Origin of the sequence: Streptomyces sp. T39 (assembly GCF_008042045.1) — a bacterium.
GTDB lineage: Bacteria > Actinomycetota > Actinomycetes > Streptomycetales > Streptomycetaceae > Streptomyces.
This window is the reverse complement of the sequence record NZ_RDBP01000038.1, coordinates 14,931-27,395: the sequence shown is the minus strand read 5'-3', so window position 1 is coordinate 27,395 and position 12,465 is coordinate 14,931. Positions and strand designations below refer to the sequence as shown.

At 68.6% G+C, this 12,465-nt stretch carries 22 protein-coding genes; 16 read left to right on the top strand and 6 right to left on the bottom strand.

Going from position 1 to position 12,465, the window contains the following annotated elements:
• Positions 1-135: 135 nt before the first annotated feature.
• The 5 genes from EAO77_RS38920 to EAO77_RS27895 all read right to left on the bottom strand — a co-directional run bounded on the left by EAO77_RS38920 (position 136) and on the right by EAO77_RS27895 (position 1,663).
• On the bottom strand, positions 136-312 hold the full coding sequence (locus EAO77_RS38920) for a hypothetical protein (protein WP_187283442.1): 177 nt from the start codon (positions 310-312) through the stop codon (positions 136-138).
• A 67-nt stretch (positions 313-379) separates the two neighbouring features.
• Positions 380-772, bottom strand: coding sequence for a hypothetical protein (locus tag EAO77_RS27905; protein ID WP_147991102.1), 393 nt, complete (start codon positions 770-772; stop codon positions 380-382).
• The gene (locus EAO77_RS38915; protein ID WP_187283441.1) at positions 769-945 is read right to left on the bottom strand and encodes a hypothetical protein; all 177 of its coding nucleotides are present in this window, start codon (positions 943-945) and stop codon (positions 769-771) included. The genes EAO77_RS27905 and EAO77_RS38915 overlap by 4 nt, the downstream gene beginning before the upstream one ends.
• Positions 942-1,241, bottom strand: a complete 300-nt coding sequence (locus EAO77_RS27900; RefSeq protein ID WP_147991101.1) for a hypothetical protein — start codon at positions 1,239-1,241, stop codon at positions 942-944. The genes EAO77_RS38915 and EAO77_RS27900 overlap by 4 nt, the downstream gene beginning before the upstream one ends.
• Positions 1,241-1,663: a hypothetical protein gene (locus EAO77_RS27895; protein WP_147991100.1), complete on the bottom strand. Its 423-nt coding sequence runs from the start codon at positions 1,661-1,663 to the stop codon at positions 1,241-1,243. The genes EAO77_RS27900 and EAO77_RS27895 overlap by 1 nt, the downstream gene beginning before the upstream one ends.
• Positions 1,664-1,914: 251 nt before the next feature.
• Here EAO77_RS27895 and EAO77_RS27890 point away from each other — a divergent pair, with 251 nt between their 5' ends.
• The 6 genes from EAO77_RS27890 to EAO77_RS27865 all read left to right on the top strand — a co-directional run bounded on the left by EAO77_RS27890 (position 1,915) and on the right by EAO77_RS27865 (position 7,659).
• Entirely contained in the window at positions 1,915-2,646 is a 732-nt protein-coding gene (locus EAO77_RS27890) for a GntR family transcriptional regulator (RefSeq protein WP_147991099.1), read from the top strand.
• 274 nt (positions 2,647-2,920) lie between these two features.
• Positions 2,921-3,172 (top strand): hypothetical protein, encoded by a 252-nt coding sequence (locus EAO77_RS27885; RefSeq protein ID WP_147991098.1) that lies wholly within the window; start codon positions 2,921-2,923, stop codon positions 3,170-3,172.
• Positions 3,173-3,209: 37 nt separating this feature from the next.
• Positions 3,210-4,340, top strand: a complete 1,131-nt coding sequence (locus tag EAO77_RS27880) for a helix-turn-helix domain-containing protein (protein ID WP_147991097.1) — start codon at positions 3,210-3,212, stop codon at positions 4,338-4,340.
• On the top strand, positions 4,337-5,056 hold the full coding sequence (locus EAO77_RS27875) for a GIY-YIG nuclease family protein (protein ID WP_147991096.1): 720 nt from the start codon (positions 4,337-4,339) through the stop codon (positions 5,054-5,056). Before EAO77_RS27880 ends, EAO77_RS27875 begins: the two co-directional genes overlap by 4 nt.
• 485 nt (positions 5,057-5,541) lie before the next feature.
• Positions 5,542-6,207: a hypothetical protein gene (locus EAO77_RS27870; protein ID WP_147991095.1), complete on the top strand. Its 666-nt coding sequence runs from the start codon at positions 5,542-5,544 to the stop codon at positions 6,205-6,207.
• A 201-nt stretch (positions 6,208-6,408) separates the two neighbouring features.
• A complete protein-coding gene (locus EAO77_RS27865; RefSeq protein ID WP_147991094.1) occupies positions 6,409-7,659 on the top strand; it encodes a hypothetical protein in 1,251 nt (416 codons plus the stop codon).
• A 78-nt stretch (positions 7,660-7,737) separates the two neighbouring features.
• Here the strand turns inward: EAO77_RS27865 and EAO77_RS27860 are convergent, their stop codons facing one another.
• The gene (locus EAO77_RS27860) at positions 7,738-8,247 is read right to left on the bottom strand and encodes a hypothetical protein (protein WP_147991093.1); all 510 of its coding nucleotides are present in this window, start codon (positions 8,245-8,247) and stop codon (positions 7,738-7,740) included.
• A 200-nt stretch (positions 8,248-8,447) separates the two neighbouring features.
• On the opposite strand from EAO77_RS27860, the gene EAO77_RS27855 reads away from it, so the two are divergent.
• From EAO77_RS27855 to EAO77_RS27810, 10 genes are read left to right on the top strand one after another with little or no spacing between them, the layout of a single operon-like run.
• Positions 8,448-8,768 carry a hypothetical protein gene (locus tag EAO77_RS27855; protein WP_147991092.1) on the top strand — a complete coding sequence of 107 codons (321 nt, stop codon included), beginning with the start codon at positions 8,448-8,450 and terminating at the stop codon, positions 8,766-8,768.
• Positions 8,761-9,291: a phiSA1p31-related protein gene (locus EAO77_RS27850; protein ID WP_147991091.1), complete on the top strand. Its 531-nt coding sequence runs from the start codon at positions 8,761-8,763 to the stop codon at positions 9,289-9,291. Before EAO77_RS27855 ends, EAO77_RS27850 begins: the two co-directional genes overlap by 8 nt.
• On the top strand, positions 9,288-9,689 hold the full coding sequence (locus EAO77_RS27845; protein WP_187283439.1) for a DUF4326 domain-containing protein: 402 nt from the start codon (positions 9,288-9,290) through the stop codon (positions 9,687-9,689). The genes EAO77_RS27850 and EAO77_RS27845 overlap by 4 nt, the downstream gene beginning before the upstream one ends.
• Positions 9,689-9,916, top strand: coding sequence for a hypothetical protein (locus EAO77_RS27840; RefSeq protein WP_147991090.1), 228 nt, complete (start codon positions 9,689-9,691; stop codon positions 9,914-9,916). Before EAO77_RS27845 ends, EAO77_RS27840 begins: the two co-directional genes overlap by 1 nt.
• The gene (locus EAO77_RS27835; protein WP_147991089.1) at positions 9,913-10,266 is read left to right on the top strand and encodes a hypothetical protein; all 354 of its coding nucleotides are present in this window, start codon (positions 9,913-9,915) and stop codon (positions 10,264-10,266) included. The genes EAO77_RS27840 and EAO77_RS27835 overlap by 4 nt, the downstream gene beginning before the upstream one ends.
• A complete protein-coding gene (locus EAO77_RS27830; RefSeq protein ID WP_147991088.1) occupies positions 10,263-10,919 on the top strand; it encodes a hypothetical protein in 657 nt (218 codons plus the stop codon). Before EAO77_RS27835 ends, EAO77_RS27830 begins: the two co-directional genes overlap by 4 nt.
• The gene (locus EAO77_RS27825; RefSeq protein WP_147991087.1) at positions 10,916-11,113 is read left to right on the top strand and encodes a hypothetical protein; all 198 of its coding nucleotides are present in this window, start codon (positions 10,916-10,918) and stop codon (positions 11,111-11,113) included. The genes EAO77_RS27830 and EAO77_RS27825 overlap by 4 nt, the downstream gene beginning before the upstream one ends.
• Positions 11,110-11,409 carry a hypothetical protein gene (locus tag EAO77_RS27820; protein WP_147991086.1) on the top strand — a complete coding sequence of 100 codons (300 nt, stop codon included), beginning with the start codon at positions 11,110-11,112 and terminating at the stop codon, positions 11,407-11,409. The genes EAO77_RS27825 and EAO77_RS27820 overlap by 4 nt, the downstream gene beginning before the upstream one ends.
• Positions 11,406-11,696 carry a hypothetical protein gene (locus tag EAO77_RS27815; RefSeq protein WP_147991085.1) on the top strand — a complete coding sequence of 97 codons (291 nt, stop codon included), beginning with the start codon at positions 11,406-11,408 and terminating at the stop codon, positions 11,694-11,696. Before EAO77_RS27820 ends, EAO77_RS27815 begins: the two co-directional genes overlap by 4 nt.
• A 2-nt stretch (positions 11,697-11,698) precedes the next feature.
• Positions 11,699-12,457, top strand: a complete 759-nt coding sequence (locus EAO77_RS27810; protein WP_147991084.1) for a hypothetical protein — start codon at positions 11,699-11,701, stop codon at positions 12,455-12,457.
• Positions 12,458-12,465 lie beyond the last annotated feature (8 nt).

Here is a 12,465-nt window from a genome sequence, read left to right as displayed (position 1 = left end):
GGGTGCGGAGCCGGTCCGCGGCCGCGCGCTGCTCGGGGGTGGGGGCCTGGGTTTCGGCGAGGTGCTCGTAGATCTCGTGCTGGGTGGCGGTCCAGCCGGCGGGGTCGCCGTTCTGGGCGCGGTACTCGGCGGCAGTCACTGGGTGCTCCTGTCGGGTCGGGTGGCGGCGGCGGTGCGGAGGTGCTGGAGTCGGGCTTCGGCTTTGGCTTCGGTGGTGAACTCGGTGCGGTCGAGGAGGCTGCCGGGGTCGTTGGTGACGCGGTAGCGGGGTCCGTAGCCGGCGTTGAATGTTTCGATCTGCTGGTTGTCCATGGGCTGCTCCTCGGGGTGCGGGGCCCCGGCCGTGTCGCGTCGGTCGCGGGGCCCCGCTCGGGGGTGGTCAGGTGGAGGGGTAGATGAGGCCGGCGGCCTCGTTCGGGCCGTCCTTCGGGGCGTAGAGGGCGGTGTCGTGGGCGTGTCGTTCGCCGAGCTCGGCGACCTTCTTCGCCGTGTGGGGGTCGAGCTGGTCAAGGGCCCGGTTCTGGGTGGAGGTGAGGTGCTGTGCGAGGTGGGCGAGCGCGGCAGTGAGGTCGGGGCCGTGCGGGTTCGCGATGGCCGACAACAGGGTGGAGGTGGTGTCGGTGTCGAGCCGGCCGTCGGTGGCTGCCGTGGCGGCTTCGCGGATCCCAGCCAAGATCAGGTCGACGCCCGGGACCCAGGAGAGACCGTCGAGGTCTTCGAGGAGTCCGGCAAGCTCGTCGTCCATGACCGTGTGGGTCACCCGGCCGTTCATGGCAGGTCCCCGATCTCACCGGTGACCATGTCCTGGAAGGCGTTGATGGCCTTGGTGCGGTCGGTGGCTGCCCACACGTCGTCGAGGTAGGACTGGGGGTCGACGGCGTCGAAGTGGTCCTCGATCGCGGCGACGAGCAGGGGGTCTACCTCGGGGGGCAGGCTGCCGGTCATCGGGCACCGCCGTCCCGCAGGTCGCGCAGGAGGGTGGCGACCTGTCGGTCCCCGCCGCCGTGCCACCAGCCGTTCGAGTAGAACGCGGCCATCCCGGCGCCGAGGGCGGCCATGGCCCACGACTCGTTGATCGTGGACAGGAGGCCGGAGAAGAAGCATCCGGCGGCGAGGTAGCCGTAGGCGATCCACCGGTCCATGCGGCCGGAGAAAAGGCCGACGATGCCGTAGGAGGTGAAGAGGGAGCCGAGGGCGCGGAGGGCGGGGAACTCGGTCTCGACGAAGAGCAGGTCGTCCATCAGACCGTCACCTCCACCGCGGCACGCACGTCGAGGACGCGCTGCCGGTCGATGTCCGTGACCTGGCCGCGGACGATGAGGCGGGTGCCGGGGGTGAGGATCCGGGCGTGCCGCCGGTAGGCGTCGGCGGAGAAGGTGACGATGGTCGACTTGCCGCCGGCCAGGGCGGTAACGACTCCGGCAGCGCGCCCGCTGTGGGTGGGGCGGATGGACCGGAGGGTGACCGTGGCGGACACGGTCGCGCCAGCGTGGACACGGTCGATGGTGGTGCCGACGGCCGGGGCCTGGTGGTGACCGAGGTGGACCACGGCCATGCCAGCGAGCGGGGGGCGGGAGTCCGCAAAACGGACCCGCCGCAGCGCCTCATCGGCCTGGGAGAGGTGGGTGGGACGGACAGTGGTGCTTCCGATACCGTGACTCATGCGGATCGGCCTCCTGTATGCGCAGGTGGGACGGTTCGTCGGGCTCTTTGGAGTCCCTGAGAGGCCTGGGTGTATGCGCACCTGGGCCTCTCGGCGTTCTTGGGACTCCGCCGCTTCCGACAACCTCAATGTAGTGCACCCTCGACCCTTAGCGCTAGTACTAGCGCAAGGTCTTCCGTTGGTTTACCCTCAGACGTACACCGCTGCACACAAAGGGGTGTGCAGCACTCACCAACGAGAGGAGGCAGTCCATGCGCGAGACCCCTGGATACGCGGAGATCGCAGCGAAGTTCCGTCAGCAGATCCAGGACGGAACGCTCCGTCCTGGCGACGAGATGCCAAGCTACGACGAAGCCGCCACCCAGTTCGGAGTAGCGCATACGACCGTCAATCGCGCATACCGGGTCCTCAAGATGGAAGGCCTGGTTCTCGTCAGGCCTGGCCGTAAGACCGTGGTGGCCTCACCGGTCAGCAACAACATCGGGACCCGAGTCGCTCTGCACGCCGCTACAGGTAGCGCTCTCGATGGAGGCGAGTCCTCGCGAATCCTCGAGGTTGGCACCGTGGGGGCCGATGCACTGGTCGCACCCAGGCTTGAGGTCCCGCCCGGCACACCCGTACAGGTGCGCCGCAGGGTCGTCAGCCGTGACGGTGTGCCTGTCCACCTGAGCAGCAGCTACTACCCGGCCTACGTGATCGCAGTTACCCCCGAGCTCCAGCAGTCGGTCTCCACTGGAGCCTCACGGGAGCTTGCCGCGGAACGTCTGGGTGTCGCTCAGGACCAGGTGCTGGAAGAGGTCACCAGCCGGCTTGCGACAACGGCCGAGAAGGAAACTCTTGGCCTCACCGCAGCCGAGGTTGTGGTTACGCAGGTCGTCCGGACCGTGACGTTGGAGGATGGCCGAGTCGTTGAGGTCGCAGTGAAGGTGGCCGAGGGGTCGACGATCCTCCGGTGGACAACTTCGTTGCGTCCGCAGGACTGACGGCTACAGGCGCTCATCCATGAAGGAGCTGTTGAAGACCTGAATCTGATGCGTTCTGGCACCCAGTCTGGACGCACGAACGGCCGAGGGGGTCACTACACCCCGCCCGGCCGTCCTTGCACCACCGGTCTGCGAAACCGGCAGCAGTGACGAACCCACCAACACCACGGAAGGCCGTCGGCATGACTGTACTTGTTGGCGATACGCCCGCACACCTTCAGGGGCCCCGGTGAGGACCCCCGACCCTCGCACTCTGACCCGCATCCCGCCCGTGGTGACCTTTGCCAGTGGAGCGCAGCTCCTGGTGCGCCTCAAGCTGGTCAGGAGCATGAGCAAGGAAGGCGTTCGACGCCTTTCCCTGCACCCTGACTGGCCCTTCGGGCCCGATCGGCCGCACCCGTACTGGAGCCTGGCGAACGCCGAGGTCATGGAGACCGAGCCGTTCCTGGCGTTCTTCGAGAAGAACCCTGTCACCGGGCGCGGTCCTGACAAGGGGCCGCGGGCCAGACCGCGCGGCGGGCCCTAGCAAGACCTCCCGACGCAACAACGTGCTGGCTACTTCGGTGATCGCAGCCACCGAAGCAAAAAAGCAAACGGCCGACCAGGAAGTTCGCAGCTCCCACCGGCCGGCCGTTTCAGGCATCACAGCGGACTACCCATCCGCTGCCCAAGAACGCTCCACTCAGATGGAAGGTCCTCGCAGTGAGGGTACCCCTACCACGCAGTACCGCCGCAAGCACACACTCTGTGATCGTCCGCATGCTGGGCGGTACACGGTGACCTTTGGCCGCATTCGTCGAGGCCCGATGGCTGGCGACGCATTCACCCAGATCCGCAACGCCCTCTTCCGCGACCCTCGGCTGTCACTCAAGGACAAGGGGCTCTTCGGGCTCATCTCGACGCACCGGGATGGCTGGGGCGTGACCCCCGAGTCCCTCGCAACGTGCTGCACGGATGGCGTCTCCGGCATCAAAACGGCACTGCGGAATCTGGAGCGCTACGGCTACCTGAAGCGGGACAGGGAGCGCCGCAGGGACGGCACCCTCGGCTCATCCGCGTACTACATCACCGACCAGCCTGAGGCCATCCTGGGCCTCTCGGGAGTCGATCTACGCAGGTCAGAACCTACGGATGATTCTCCACCGGTGGCTGAACCTTCGATGGCTGAACCTACGATGGTCGATCGCCCGCATAAGAAGACCAATTCCAATGAGACCAAAGGGAAGAAGACCACCTCCCCCCACCCCTCCGCTGCCCACCAGCAGGCCGCCGATCCGGTCTCGGGAGGAGGAGGGAACGCTCCGCAGCAGCAAGACCAGAACAGTGCAGCGGCAGCATTTGTGGACACCCTTCCGTACCGCGGCCGTACCCCGGGGCCGAAGCAGCGGGCCCACCTCATTCGCCAGGTGGCTGATGCCTTTGCTGCGGGTTGGACAGACGGCAAGCTGCACAAGCAGCTGACCGAGGAGACCACCAACGCCAAGTCCCTGTCGGCGGTCTACCGGCATCGCCTTGAGCCGGAGAATCTGCCGGCAGTGTCAGTGGTCGGCGCTACGGTTCCCGCGCAGCGACCCAAGACGGTCGTGGACCACTCGGAAGGCTTGCGGCCCGAGTGCAACGACTGCGGCCGACCCATCCCGGCTGGAAGCTCGACAACGGTCTGCATCGACTGCCGAGAGGACGTCCCCGCGTGAGCCCTCGAGAGCAGCATCCCGAGAACGCCCTCTACCGCTTCTACGGAGCCACCGGGGAACTCCTGTACCTCGGCGTAACGCACGACCCGAAGCAGCGGTGGGCCCAACACCGGCGGACCCAGCACTGGTGGCTGGACGTGGCACGAACTGAAGTCGAGTGGGTGGGTGACCGGGCAACGGCCGAGGCGGCCGAACTGGCGGCGCTGGAGGCCGAGAAGCCTCGCTACGACAGACACCTCAGCGGGATTTACCGGAACGAGGTACCGAGCACGGTGAGGCGCCATGCCGACCCCGAGGCGGAGCGGAAGATTCAAAACGCTGTTCGGGTATTGGCCCACGACATCCGTGCGGGCGTGTTTCCGCAATGGACGGTCATGCCGTCGATGGGCTCGCTGTCCGACCGGTACTCGATGCCCGTCATGGCCGTGGACACGGCGCTCAGCCGGTTGGACTTCCAGGAGAACCTGGTTGCGAGGCTGGACGGTAGGACTGTGGTCGTGGATCCGCGCGAGTTCTCTGGTGAGGGTCTCCGCGGGCATCGGCTGACTCTCGTCCTGCTGAGGCATCACTTCGAAGTGCGGCCGTTCACTGCTGCGCTGGCCGCGGCAAGCCTCCGGATCCCGCTGAACACGATGGCCCAGCACATCAGGCTTCTGACGCGAGACGGAGCCGTCCGGAAGAAGGCAGCTGCGCAGGAATTCTTCCTCGCTCCTTGAGTGAGTTGCGGTGCCCCCGGCTCTGTGGAGTCGGGGGCGCCGTCATGACCAACACCCGCTAACCCATTGCGTACGCCATGAGCCCTGCGGTAGGTTCTGAACGCGGGGGCGCCAAAGGTGTCGAAGCTACGACGCCCCCGCTAGCCCCTGCACTGCCGGGACTGGTTGAACACCCGCATCATCACCCACCACCCCCTCAAGAGAAAGCGGACCGATGCTGTTCAGCCACCCCGGCGCCCCCGTTGTCCTGTCTACCGCCCTCCTCGTCCTGCTCTGCGGACTCTTCCCAGAGCAGGCGGCGGCCGCAATCTCTCTCTGCGCCCTGCTTCATCAGATGTTCGGCCGGCCCCCAGCGTGACCGGAAACCGGCGAATCTCTTGAACCCGCTAGTAACGCAACCATCCCGGCTTACCGGGTGTCCCACCATCCATCACCCGTACCCCTGCCGCGCCCCGCCACGGCAACCACGCCCCCGAGAAGGCCCCGTGACACACCCTCAGCAGCCCCACCAGCCGCCGCACGGCCCCCAGCCGGGCTACGGCTACCMCCAGCAGCCGTACACCGGCGGGCCGGCCCCGTACCAGCCCCCGCCGCCCCCGAAGAAGGGCCTCAACGGCTGGGCAATCGCGGGCATCAGCATTGGCGGCGTGTTCGGCTTSCTCATCATCCTCGGCCTCATCGTCGGACCCCAGGACACCGACAAGACGAGCAGCAGCGACAAGGCGACGGCCGTGGCGGAGTCGCCCACGCTGAGCAAGCCGGCCATCGCGCCCTCGATGAAGCCGACTCCGTCACGCACTGCCGCCCCGACAAGCGCCCCTCCGAAGGCCAGCCCCACGGTCGACATGGACAAGATTCGTGAGGCGGCCGGCCTGCCGCCCAGCCCGAAGCCGGGCGCACGCGCCGACTATCTGGCCGCGTTGAACGCCATCGACGTGCGCATCATCAAGCCGAACAAGGAGGACCAGGCCGTTAGCCGGGGGTTGAACCAGTGCGGGAGCATCAAGAGGCACCCAGACGACGAGGCAAAGCTCGCGGAACTGGCACTGGACCGGTTCACGGTCTCGACGCGGCTCCCGGAGATCGCCACCCCGGACACCGGCCGCCGGATCAACACCGCGGTGCACGAGCACCTCTGCCCTGACTTCTGACTACCCGGCTCCTCGCTGCCGCCCCCGACTCCCCCAGGGTCGGGGGCACCGGCACGTCCGGGGCCATGCATGCCTGACGTTCCGTAACTGTGTGATATCCCGTGTCCTCTGTCGGACCCTGCCCATACCGTAGATAGACCCGGCAACCAGCCGATAACGGATGCCAGCTCGCAGGCCAGCAGGGACCGGAGGAAGAGCGGCATGGACGAAGACCTCAAGCCCGACAGCGACGAAGATCTCTACCGCAACCCCGTCTTCTACGAACCGGCCGGCATCGTCCTCGACCTGGACCGCGAGGACCTCGGCATACCGAACGGCAAGGAGCTGCTCGACAAGCTGCTCCGCATGCGCCGACGCGTGCCCGTGGAGCAGCGCGGACTCATCTGTCCAGATTGCCGCGACATCCGCAAGCGCCGAGTCCCCATGTACCTCGTCGAGCGGGACGGCGTCTGGCTCGCCTCCCACTACCGCAAGCCCGGCGGCAAGCCGATCAGCCACGAATCCGACGAGCACCTCGCCCGCAAGGAACGCATCGCGAAGGACTCCGAGGACCACGGCTTCCCCGCCGACATCGAGTCGTCGACCCCCGACGGACGTGCACGCCTCGACGTCCGTATCAGCGGCGCCAACGGCCTCGTCCTCGGCTACGAACCCCAGCTCAGCCCCCAGACCCTGCGAGGGATGCGAGCACGAGAAGGGTTCCGCCGCCGCGGCAAAATCCAGTCCGTCTGGGACTTCGCCGACCCCGACCACGCAGGAATCGGCACCGTCCCCTACGTGCGCACTCCCAACCTGCCGGCCTCCGTGATCCGCGTGCAGAAGAACCCCATCGCCATCCGGGACGGCAACTTCGTCCTGCAAGAGGGGCAATGCACCCAGAGCGGCGCGATCACCCGATGCCCGAACAAGCCGTACGACCCGGAGAACCCGACGGACAGCGGGTACTGCGGAGACTGGCACCGCCTCCTGGTGCCCGTTCACCAGTCGGCAGGGTTCGAAGGGGAGGGCGGCCTGACGCTGACCCAGTTCATCGTTGAGGCGGCCGCTGGCGAGCGTGTCCCGTTCCAGCACAACGGCCATCACGGCTGGCTCCCGCTGGATCAGTGGCAGAAATACGTTGAAGCGAACGGGCCCTCGCGGGAGGAGTCGAAGCGGGAGGCGTCGGTTCGCCGCGGGGACCGGAGCGACCGGTGCACCGAGGACCGCCCGGCTTCCGATGTGCGGGCTGAGCCGAGGGAGAGACGCGGCGGCCGCATGTTCCTTCTCGAAACCCGCACTGCCCAGGAGCCGAAGGCCGACGAGGTTCCGCTCGACGCGTCAGGCCAGCCGATCCCGATGTGCCGCTTCTGCGGTGCGCCCGCAAGCATGCCGGGACCGGAAGGTCTGGCGGAGCACTGGACGTGCCGCAGGAAGGCCGACGAGGCACCAGCGGCAGCGGGGAAGGTCGCGTAGCACAGCCGCTCCCTCCGCTGGCGGTTCATGCGTGCCCCTTCCCCGGCCGAGCGGGGGAGGGGCACCGGCGTATCTGCCCTACGCCCCCGAAGTCTGACCGCCGTCCAGATCGATCCCGAGAGCCCGCTGCGCCTCCCGCAGGAACAGCCGCTCCCTGTCCCACAGCAGCTGTTCCAGCTCCTCGGCACTCGTCGCCTGACCCACCCCGGTGATCAGCTCGGCCTCGTACCGGCCCATGTAGGCGCCGGCCGCCTGGACGACCTCCAGAGGGCCTTCCAGGTGAAGCCAGCTCAAGGCTGCGTCCATCGCCGCGTACTTCTCCCGGCAGCTCTCGGCGGTGCCGTCGGGAAGCTTGGTCGCGTCCAGGAACGCCGTGTACGCGCGGCGTCGTTCGTCGAGGCGCCGGACGCGGCGTTGCTCGTCGAGGGTGGCCTGGACGGTTGCTATCAGGGCCTCGGCCTGTCGGGTGCCGGCGGCTTCGGCGGCCGCGGCTTGGCGGTGCCCCGCGTCGCGGCTGAACCAGCCAGTGACCATGCCGCCGATGACGGCCGCGCCGCCGCCGATGACTGCGGCCATCAGTTCGCTCATGGTGATCCCCCTTGTGGTCGTGTGGCGCCGAGTCTGCCGGATCCGTTCAGCCACTAGGGAGTTGAACGATTCCCACCCCGCAAACCCATGGCGTACACAATGCATCACGGGGTAGAATGGCCACTGTCTGAGCGGGGGAACGAACCCCGCCAACCCGCGCGACTCTAGACACGCGCCCCCTCCCCTTCCCGAGGAGCAGCATGCGGATCACCATCGACATCCCCACCATCGACATCCGCCCCGACGACGACGGCGGCCGCAACCCCGACGGAGCACCCTACGGCCTCCCCGACTGCCCGCACTGCCACACCGAATACGGCGGCCGCATGGCCCGAACCCTCGACGGCCTCGTCCACGAGGAATGCGTCAACGCCTGGCTCTCCCGCCGCGACGAACGCGACGCCTGGAAGGTCCTCGCCAGCCACGTCGCCCGCTACCCGTCCCGCCAGTCGGCCTCCGCGGTCCGCGCCGTCATCCGCGCCCTCCTCGACATGCAGCCGAAGGAGACCGGCCGTGGCTGACCTCGTCTTCCGCCCCTGCAACCCGTTCGAAGAGCCCGAGGCTCTCGACCCGTCCGAGTACGAATGCCCCTGCCCTGCCCCGGACGACCAGTACCTGCTGACGATCGACGAAGGCGGCGTCTTCCTCACCCACAAGGCCTGCGGCAAGGCGCCCCGCGGCGACTGGTGGCAGGAAAGCCTGTCACTGACACAGGTGCCCGTCACGCTCACCCACGAGCCGTACGGGACCTGCGACGGCTCCCAATGGCACGGGGAGCATCAGTGCGACTGCGGCACCATCGCCGTCATCGAGGTCAACGACCGTGCCGTGATGCACGACGGGCTGCCGTACCTGATCGGCCGCGACTACACCGACCGCGACAGCGCCGTGTGGCGCATCACCGACAACCGTGACCGTGCCGGGAAGCCGCTCGTGTTCGTCCTGCCCGAAGGGGCCGGCGAGGACATTCCGCTGGGCGACGTGGTCAGCGACTTCGGACCCCTCACCCTCGCCCCCGTCGCCACAAAGGAGGACGGTCAGTGAGCCCGACCCGGATCCAGCGCCGCCGCACGAAGGGATGGAGTGCCCCGCTCGACGCCGAGGACCGCAAGCCCACCTACGTCGGCCGCGGCACCCCCTTCGGCAACCCCTGGGCCGTCACCCGCACCACCATCGGCACCGGATGGGCCGTCCAATGGGCCGGCCACGCCAACCAGCACAAGCCCTCAGGCGTCAACGACTCCATCCCCGCGAACGACCAGCGCGACGCCCACGCCCTCGCTGTCGAGATGTACGGCACCTGGGTCCACGCCCACCCCGCCCTCCTCGACCGGATCCGCCGCGACCTCGTCGGCCGGGACCTCATGTGCTGGTGCGCCGAGCCCCTGCCCTGCCACGTCGACACGCTCCTCACCCTCGCGAACCCGAAGGAGGCCAGCTGATGGACCGTGACCTGTACAGCAGGGCATTGAATCGGGCGCTCTCCCTGGCCGAGCAGTGGCAGGGAGACCAGACGCCCATCACCCGTGCGCAGGCTGCCGAGCAGTTGATGGAGGTGCTGACGCTCCACGGATGGGAGCAGACCACGAGGACCGCCGAGACGCACCTGAACCTCGTACCCGAGCCCGTCAAGCCCGAGTCAGCGGCTGACGAGGAGGCCCGCAGGTGACGCCCGCTGAGGAGATTCAGGCCGCAGCCGACAAGCTGAACGGGCTGCTTGCTGCCACCACTGACACGCCCTGGTCCCGCTGGACCGACCTTGACGGCAAGCCTGGCTGGCACGGAATGCTGCTGCTCGGGAACACCGACCGCGAGGACCCGAACCCCGTCGCCCAGATGTACACGGGTGAGGACGCTGACTACGTCGCCGCGATGGACCCACTCGTCGGCTTGGCGCTCGCCTGCTGGCTGGAGTTCGAGGCCGGGCTGCTGGAGCGGGCGCCTCAGGTGCAGCTGCAGCCGCGTATCGACCACGCCCTCGCGGTCGCGCGGGCCATCAACCAGGAGGCCGGCCAGTGAGCAGCAGCCCCGCCCGAGAGCGGCTCCTCCAGCATGTCGGCTTCAACGACGCCGCCAACGAGGGCGTAACCCCTGAGCAGCTCGTCGACGACGCCATCAGCGAAGCCCTCCGCGCCTACATGGCCGTCGCCGACCGGGAGCACCACGCTCTCAAGGCCGAGCGGGACCAGTACGCGGCCGCGATTCGCGAGCAGATCACCCAGATGAAGCACACCGCCTACGTGTGGTCCCAGACCCTGCCCGACATGATCTCGACCGCCGAAGTCGTCCAAGCCCTCGGTGCGTTTTCTCCCCGGCCGCTCCCCGAGAACCTGCGGGACGACCTGTGGCAGCGGATCGCCGGCGCCTACTACCTGCGGTTCGAGAACGACGGCCACTCCGAAGACTCCACGGCGGCCGCCGACGAAGCCCTGAACATCATCAAGCCCGAGCTGGACCGGCTCCGGGCAGAGCTCGACCAGGCGCGCCGTCAGGTTGCTGCGGTCCGGAATCTCCACACGCCTGTGCTGGTGAACGGGAAGCCGTGGTGCGACGCGTGCTCCGTCAGGCGCTCCACGGGCCCGCGGACGTCCGAGTGGGTGGCCTTCATCCCCCACCCCTGCCCGACCCTCGACGCCCTCGACCCGCCGACCGACAAGGAGGTCAATCCGTGAGTCTCGATGATCGTCGCGCCGCTGCCCTGGCTGCTCTCCGCGACCGCGCACCGGCCCCCGCCCCGTACCAGCCGTACTACCCCGGCGAGACCCAGCCGTCCGGCGACATGCCCCTCGACCCCGTCGCCGCAGCCGACTGGCTCGCAGAGCGCTACGGCTTCGACGACCTGGCCGACGAGAGGAGCACCCGGTGACGCGCCGCGCCCGGTACGCCGACACCGCGAGCGCCGGCCGGTTCCCCCTCCGCCCCGGCCGGCCGCTCATCCACCGACGCCGCAACGGGGCCTGGGGCTGGACCTGCGACTGCCTCACCCACGCCCGAGCCGGCAACGCCTGCCGAGTAGCCACGCACAACCGGCAGGACTGGGCCGACGCCCTCCGCGACGCCCTCAACCACCTTCGGCACGCGCACAAGACCCGCGGCCAGTACGAGACCGAAGCCCTCGAAGCCCTGTACGCCCTCCCAGCCGCCGAACGGAGCACCCAGTGACCGTTCTCCTCGCCGTGACTGCGGCCCTGTTCGGCGGGTACGTCCTCGGCCGCTACCGCCCCTGGACCCGCCTCGGCGACTGGGCAGAGTGGCGACTCCGCGCTGACGGCCAGTGGTGGATCACCTCCACACGCCGCGAACTTCTCGTCGCAACGATCTTCGTCATCACCTGGCCCCGGAGCGCATGGAACGCCTGGCAGCTCCGAAACAGTCCTTCTGCCCCAGCACCAGAAGTGCCCCGCCTCGACCCGAACTGGGCCACCAACCGCACCGACAAGGAGGCGTGACCATGGGAGCAGCCCTCCACCTCGCCCACGCTCACCAAGCCCCGGTGAAGAAGCGCCGGCCCAAGCGCACCGGCAACGGGGGCGGCGACGGCTACGACGCACTCGTCACCCGCGTCTACCAAGACCCCCGCCACACCCCCGAATCCCGCGAACTCATCCTCCTTCTCGCCTGGCTGTCCGCGCGCGACCCCAACCGGTACGACGCCGACGGCAACCTCATCAGCTGGGGCAAGCGCGCCTCAGCCATCCTCGGCGAGTACGGGCCCGGACCACGCCGAGGATCCCGCTTCGCAGACCTGCTGTACGCCGACCGACCTCGCTATGAGACCGAACGCGACGGCTGGGAGCAGCACACCTGCGCCGCGCCGATGATCCGTCGCGCCGGGCTGTGCGGGCAGCACGCCGTCGGGAACGACTACACCGTGGATCCCGTCACCGGATGGCGCACCGCCGCCTGGTACTGCCGCAGACACGAGACCTGGGGCAACGCACTCCGTGCCCAGCGGCACGAGAACCCCGGCCCGGAGCCCATCCCGAACGCGGGCGGCCTCGTCACCTCCTACCTGCTCGCCGAAGGGCAGGAGGAAGCGTGGGCCCGGCTCTACAAGCGGGCCGCCGACTGGAAGCGGGACCGGCACTGGGAGCCGCCGAAGGGCTACAGCATCCGCGCGGACGACTGGCCCACCCCAGGGCGCGAGCCCGCCGACCCGGCTCCGGCACGGCTCCGCCTGGCCGCAGTCGACGGCGAGCTGATCCGGTGACGCGTCGT

Coding starts and splice junctions, on each gene's coding strand:
- EAO77_RS38920 (WP_187283442.1), bottom strand. CDS start 312: ATGGACAACCAGCAGATCGAAACATTCAACGCCGGCTACGGACCCCGC.
- EAO77_RS27905 (WP_147991102.1), bottom strand. CDS start 772: ATGAACGGCCGGGTGACCCACACGGTCATGGACGACGAGCTTGCCGGA.
- EAO77_RS38915 (WP_187283441.1), bottom strand. CDS start 945: ATGACCGGCAGCCTGCCCCCCGAGGTAGACCCCCTGCTCGTCGCCGCG.
- EAO77_RS27900 (WP_147991101.1), bottom strand. CDS start 1,241: ATGGACGACCTGCTCTTCGTCGAGACCGAGTTCCCCGCCCTCCGCGCC.
- EAO77_RS27895 (WP_147991100.1), bottom strand. CDS start 1,663: ATGAGTCACGGTATCGGAAGCACCACTGTCCGTCCCACCCACCTCTCC.
- EAO77_RS27890 (WP_147991099.1), top strand. CDS start 1,915: ATGCGCGAGACCCCTGGATACGCGGAGATCGCAGCGAAGTTCCGTCAG.
- EAO77_RS27865 (WP_147991094.1), top strand. CDS start 6,409: ATGGACGAAGACCTCAAGCCCGACAGCGACGAAGATCTCTACCGCAAC.
- EAO77_RS27860 (WP_147991093.1), bottom strand. CDS start 8,247: ATGAGCGAACTGATGGCCGCAGTCATCGGCGGCGGCGCGGCCGTCATC.
- EAO77_RS27855 (WP_147991092.1), top strand. CDS start 8,448: ATGCGGATCACCATCGACATCCCCACCATCGACATCCGCCCCGACGAC.
- EAO77_RS27840 (WP_147991090.1), top strand. CDS start 9,689: ATGGACCGTGACCTGTACAGCAGGGCATTGAATCGGGCGCTCTCCCTG.
- EAO77_RS27810 (WP_147991084.1), top strand. CDS start 11,699: ATGGGAGCAGCCCTCCACCTCGCCCACGCTCACCAAGCCCCGGTGAAG.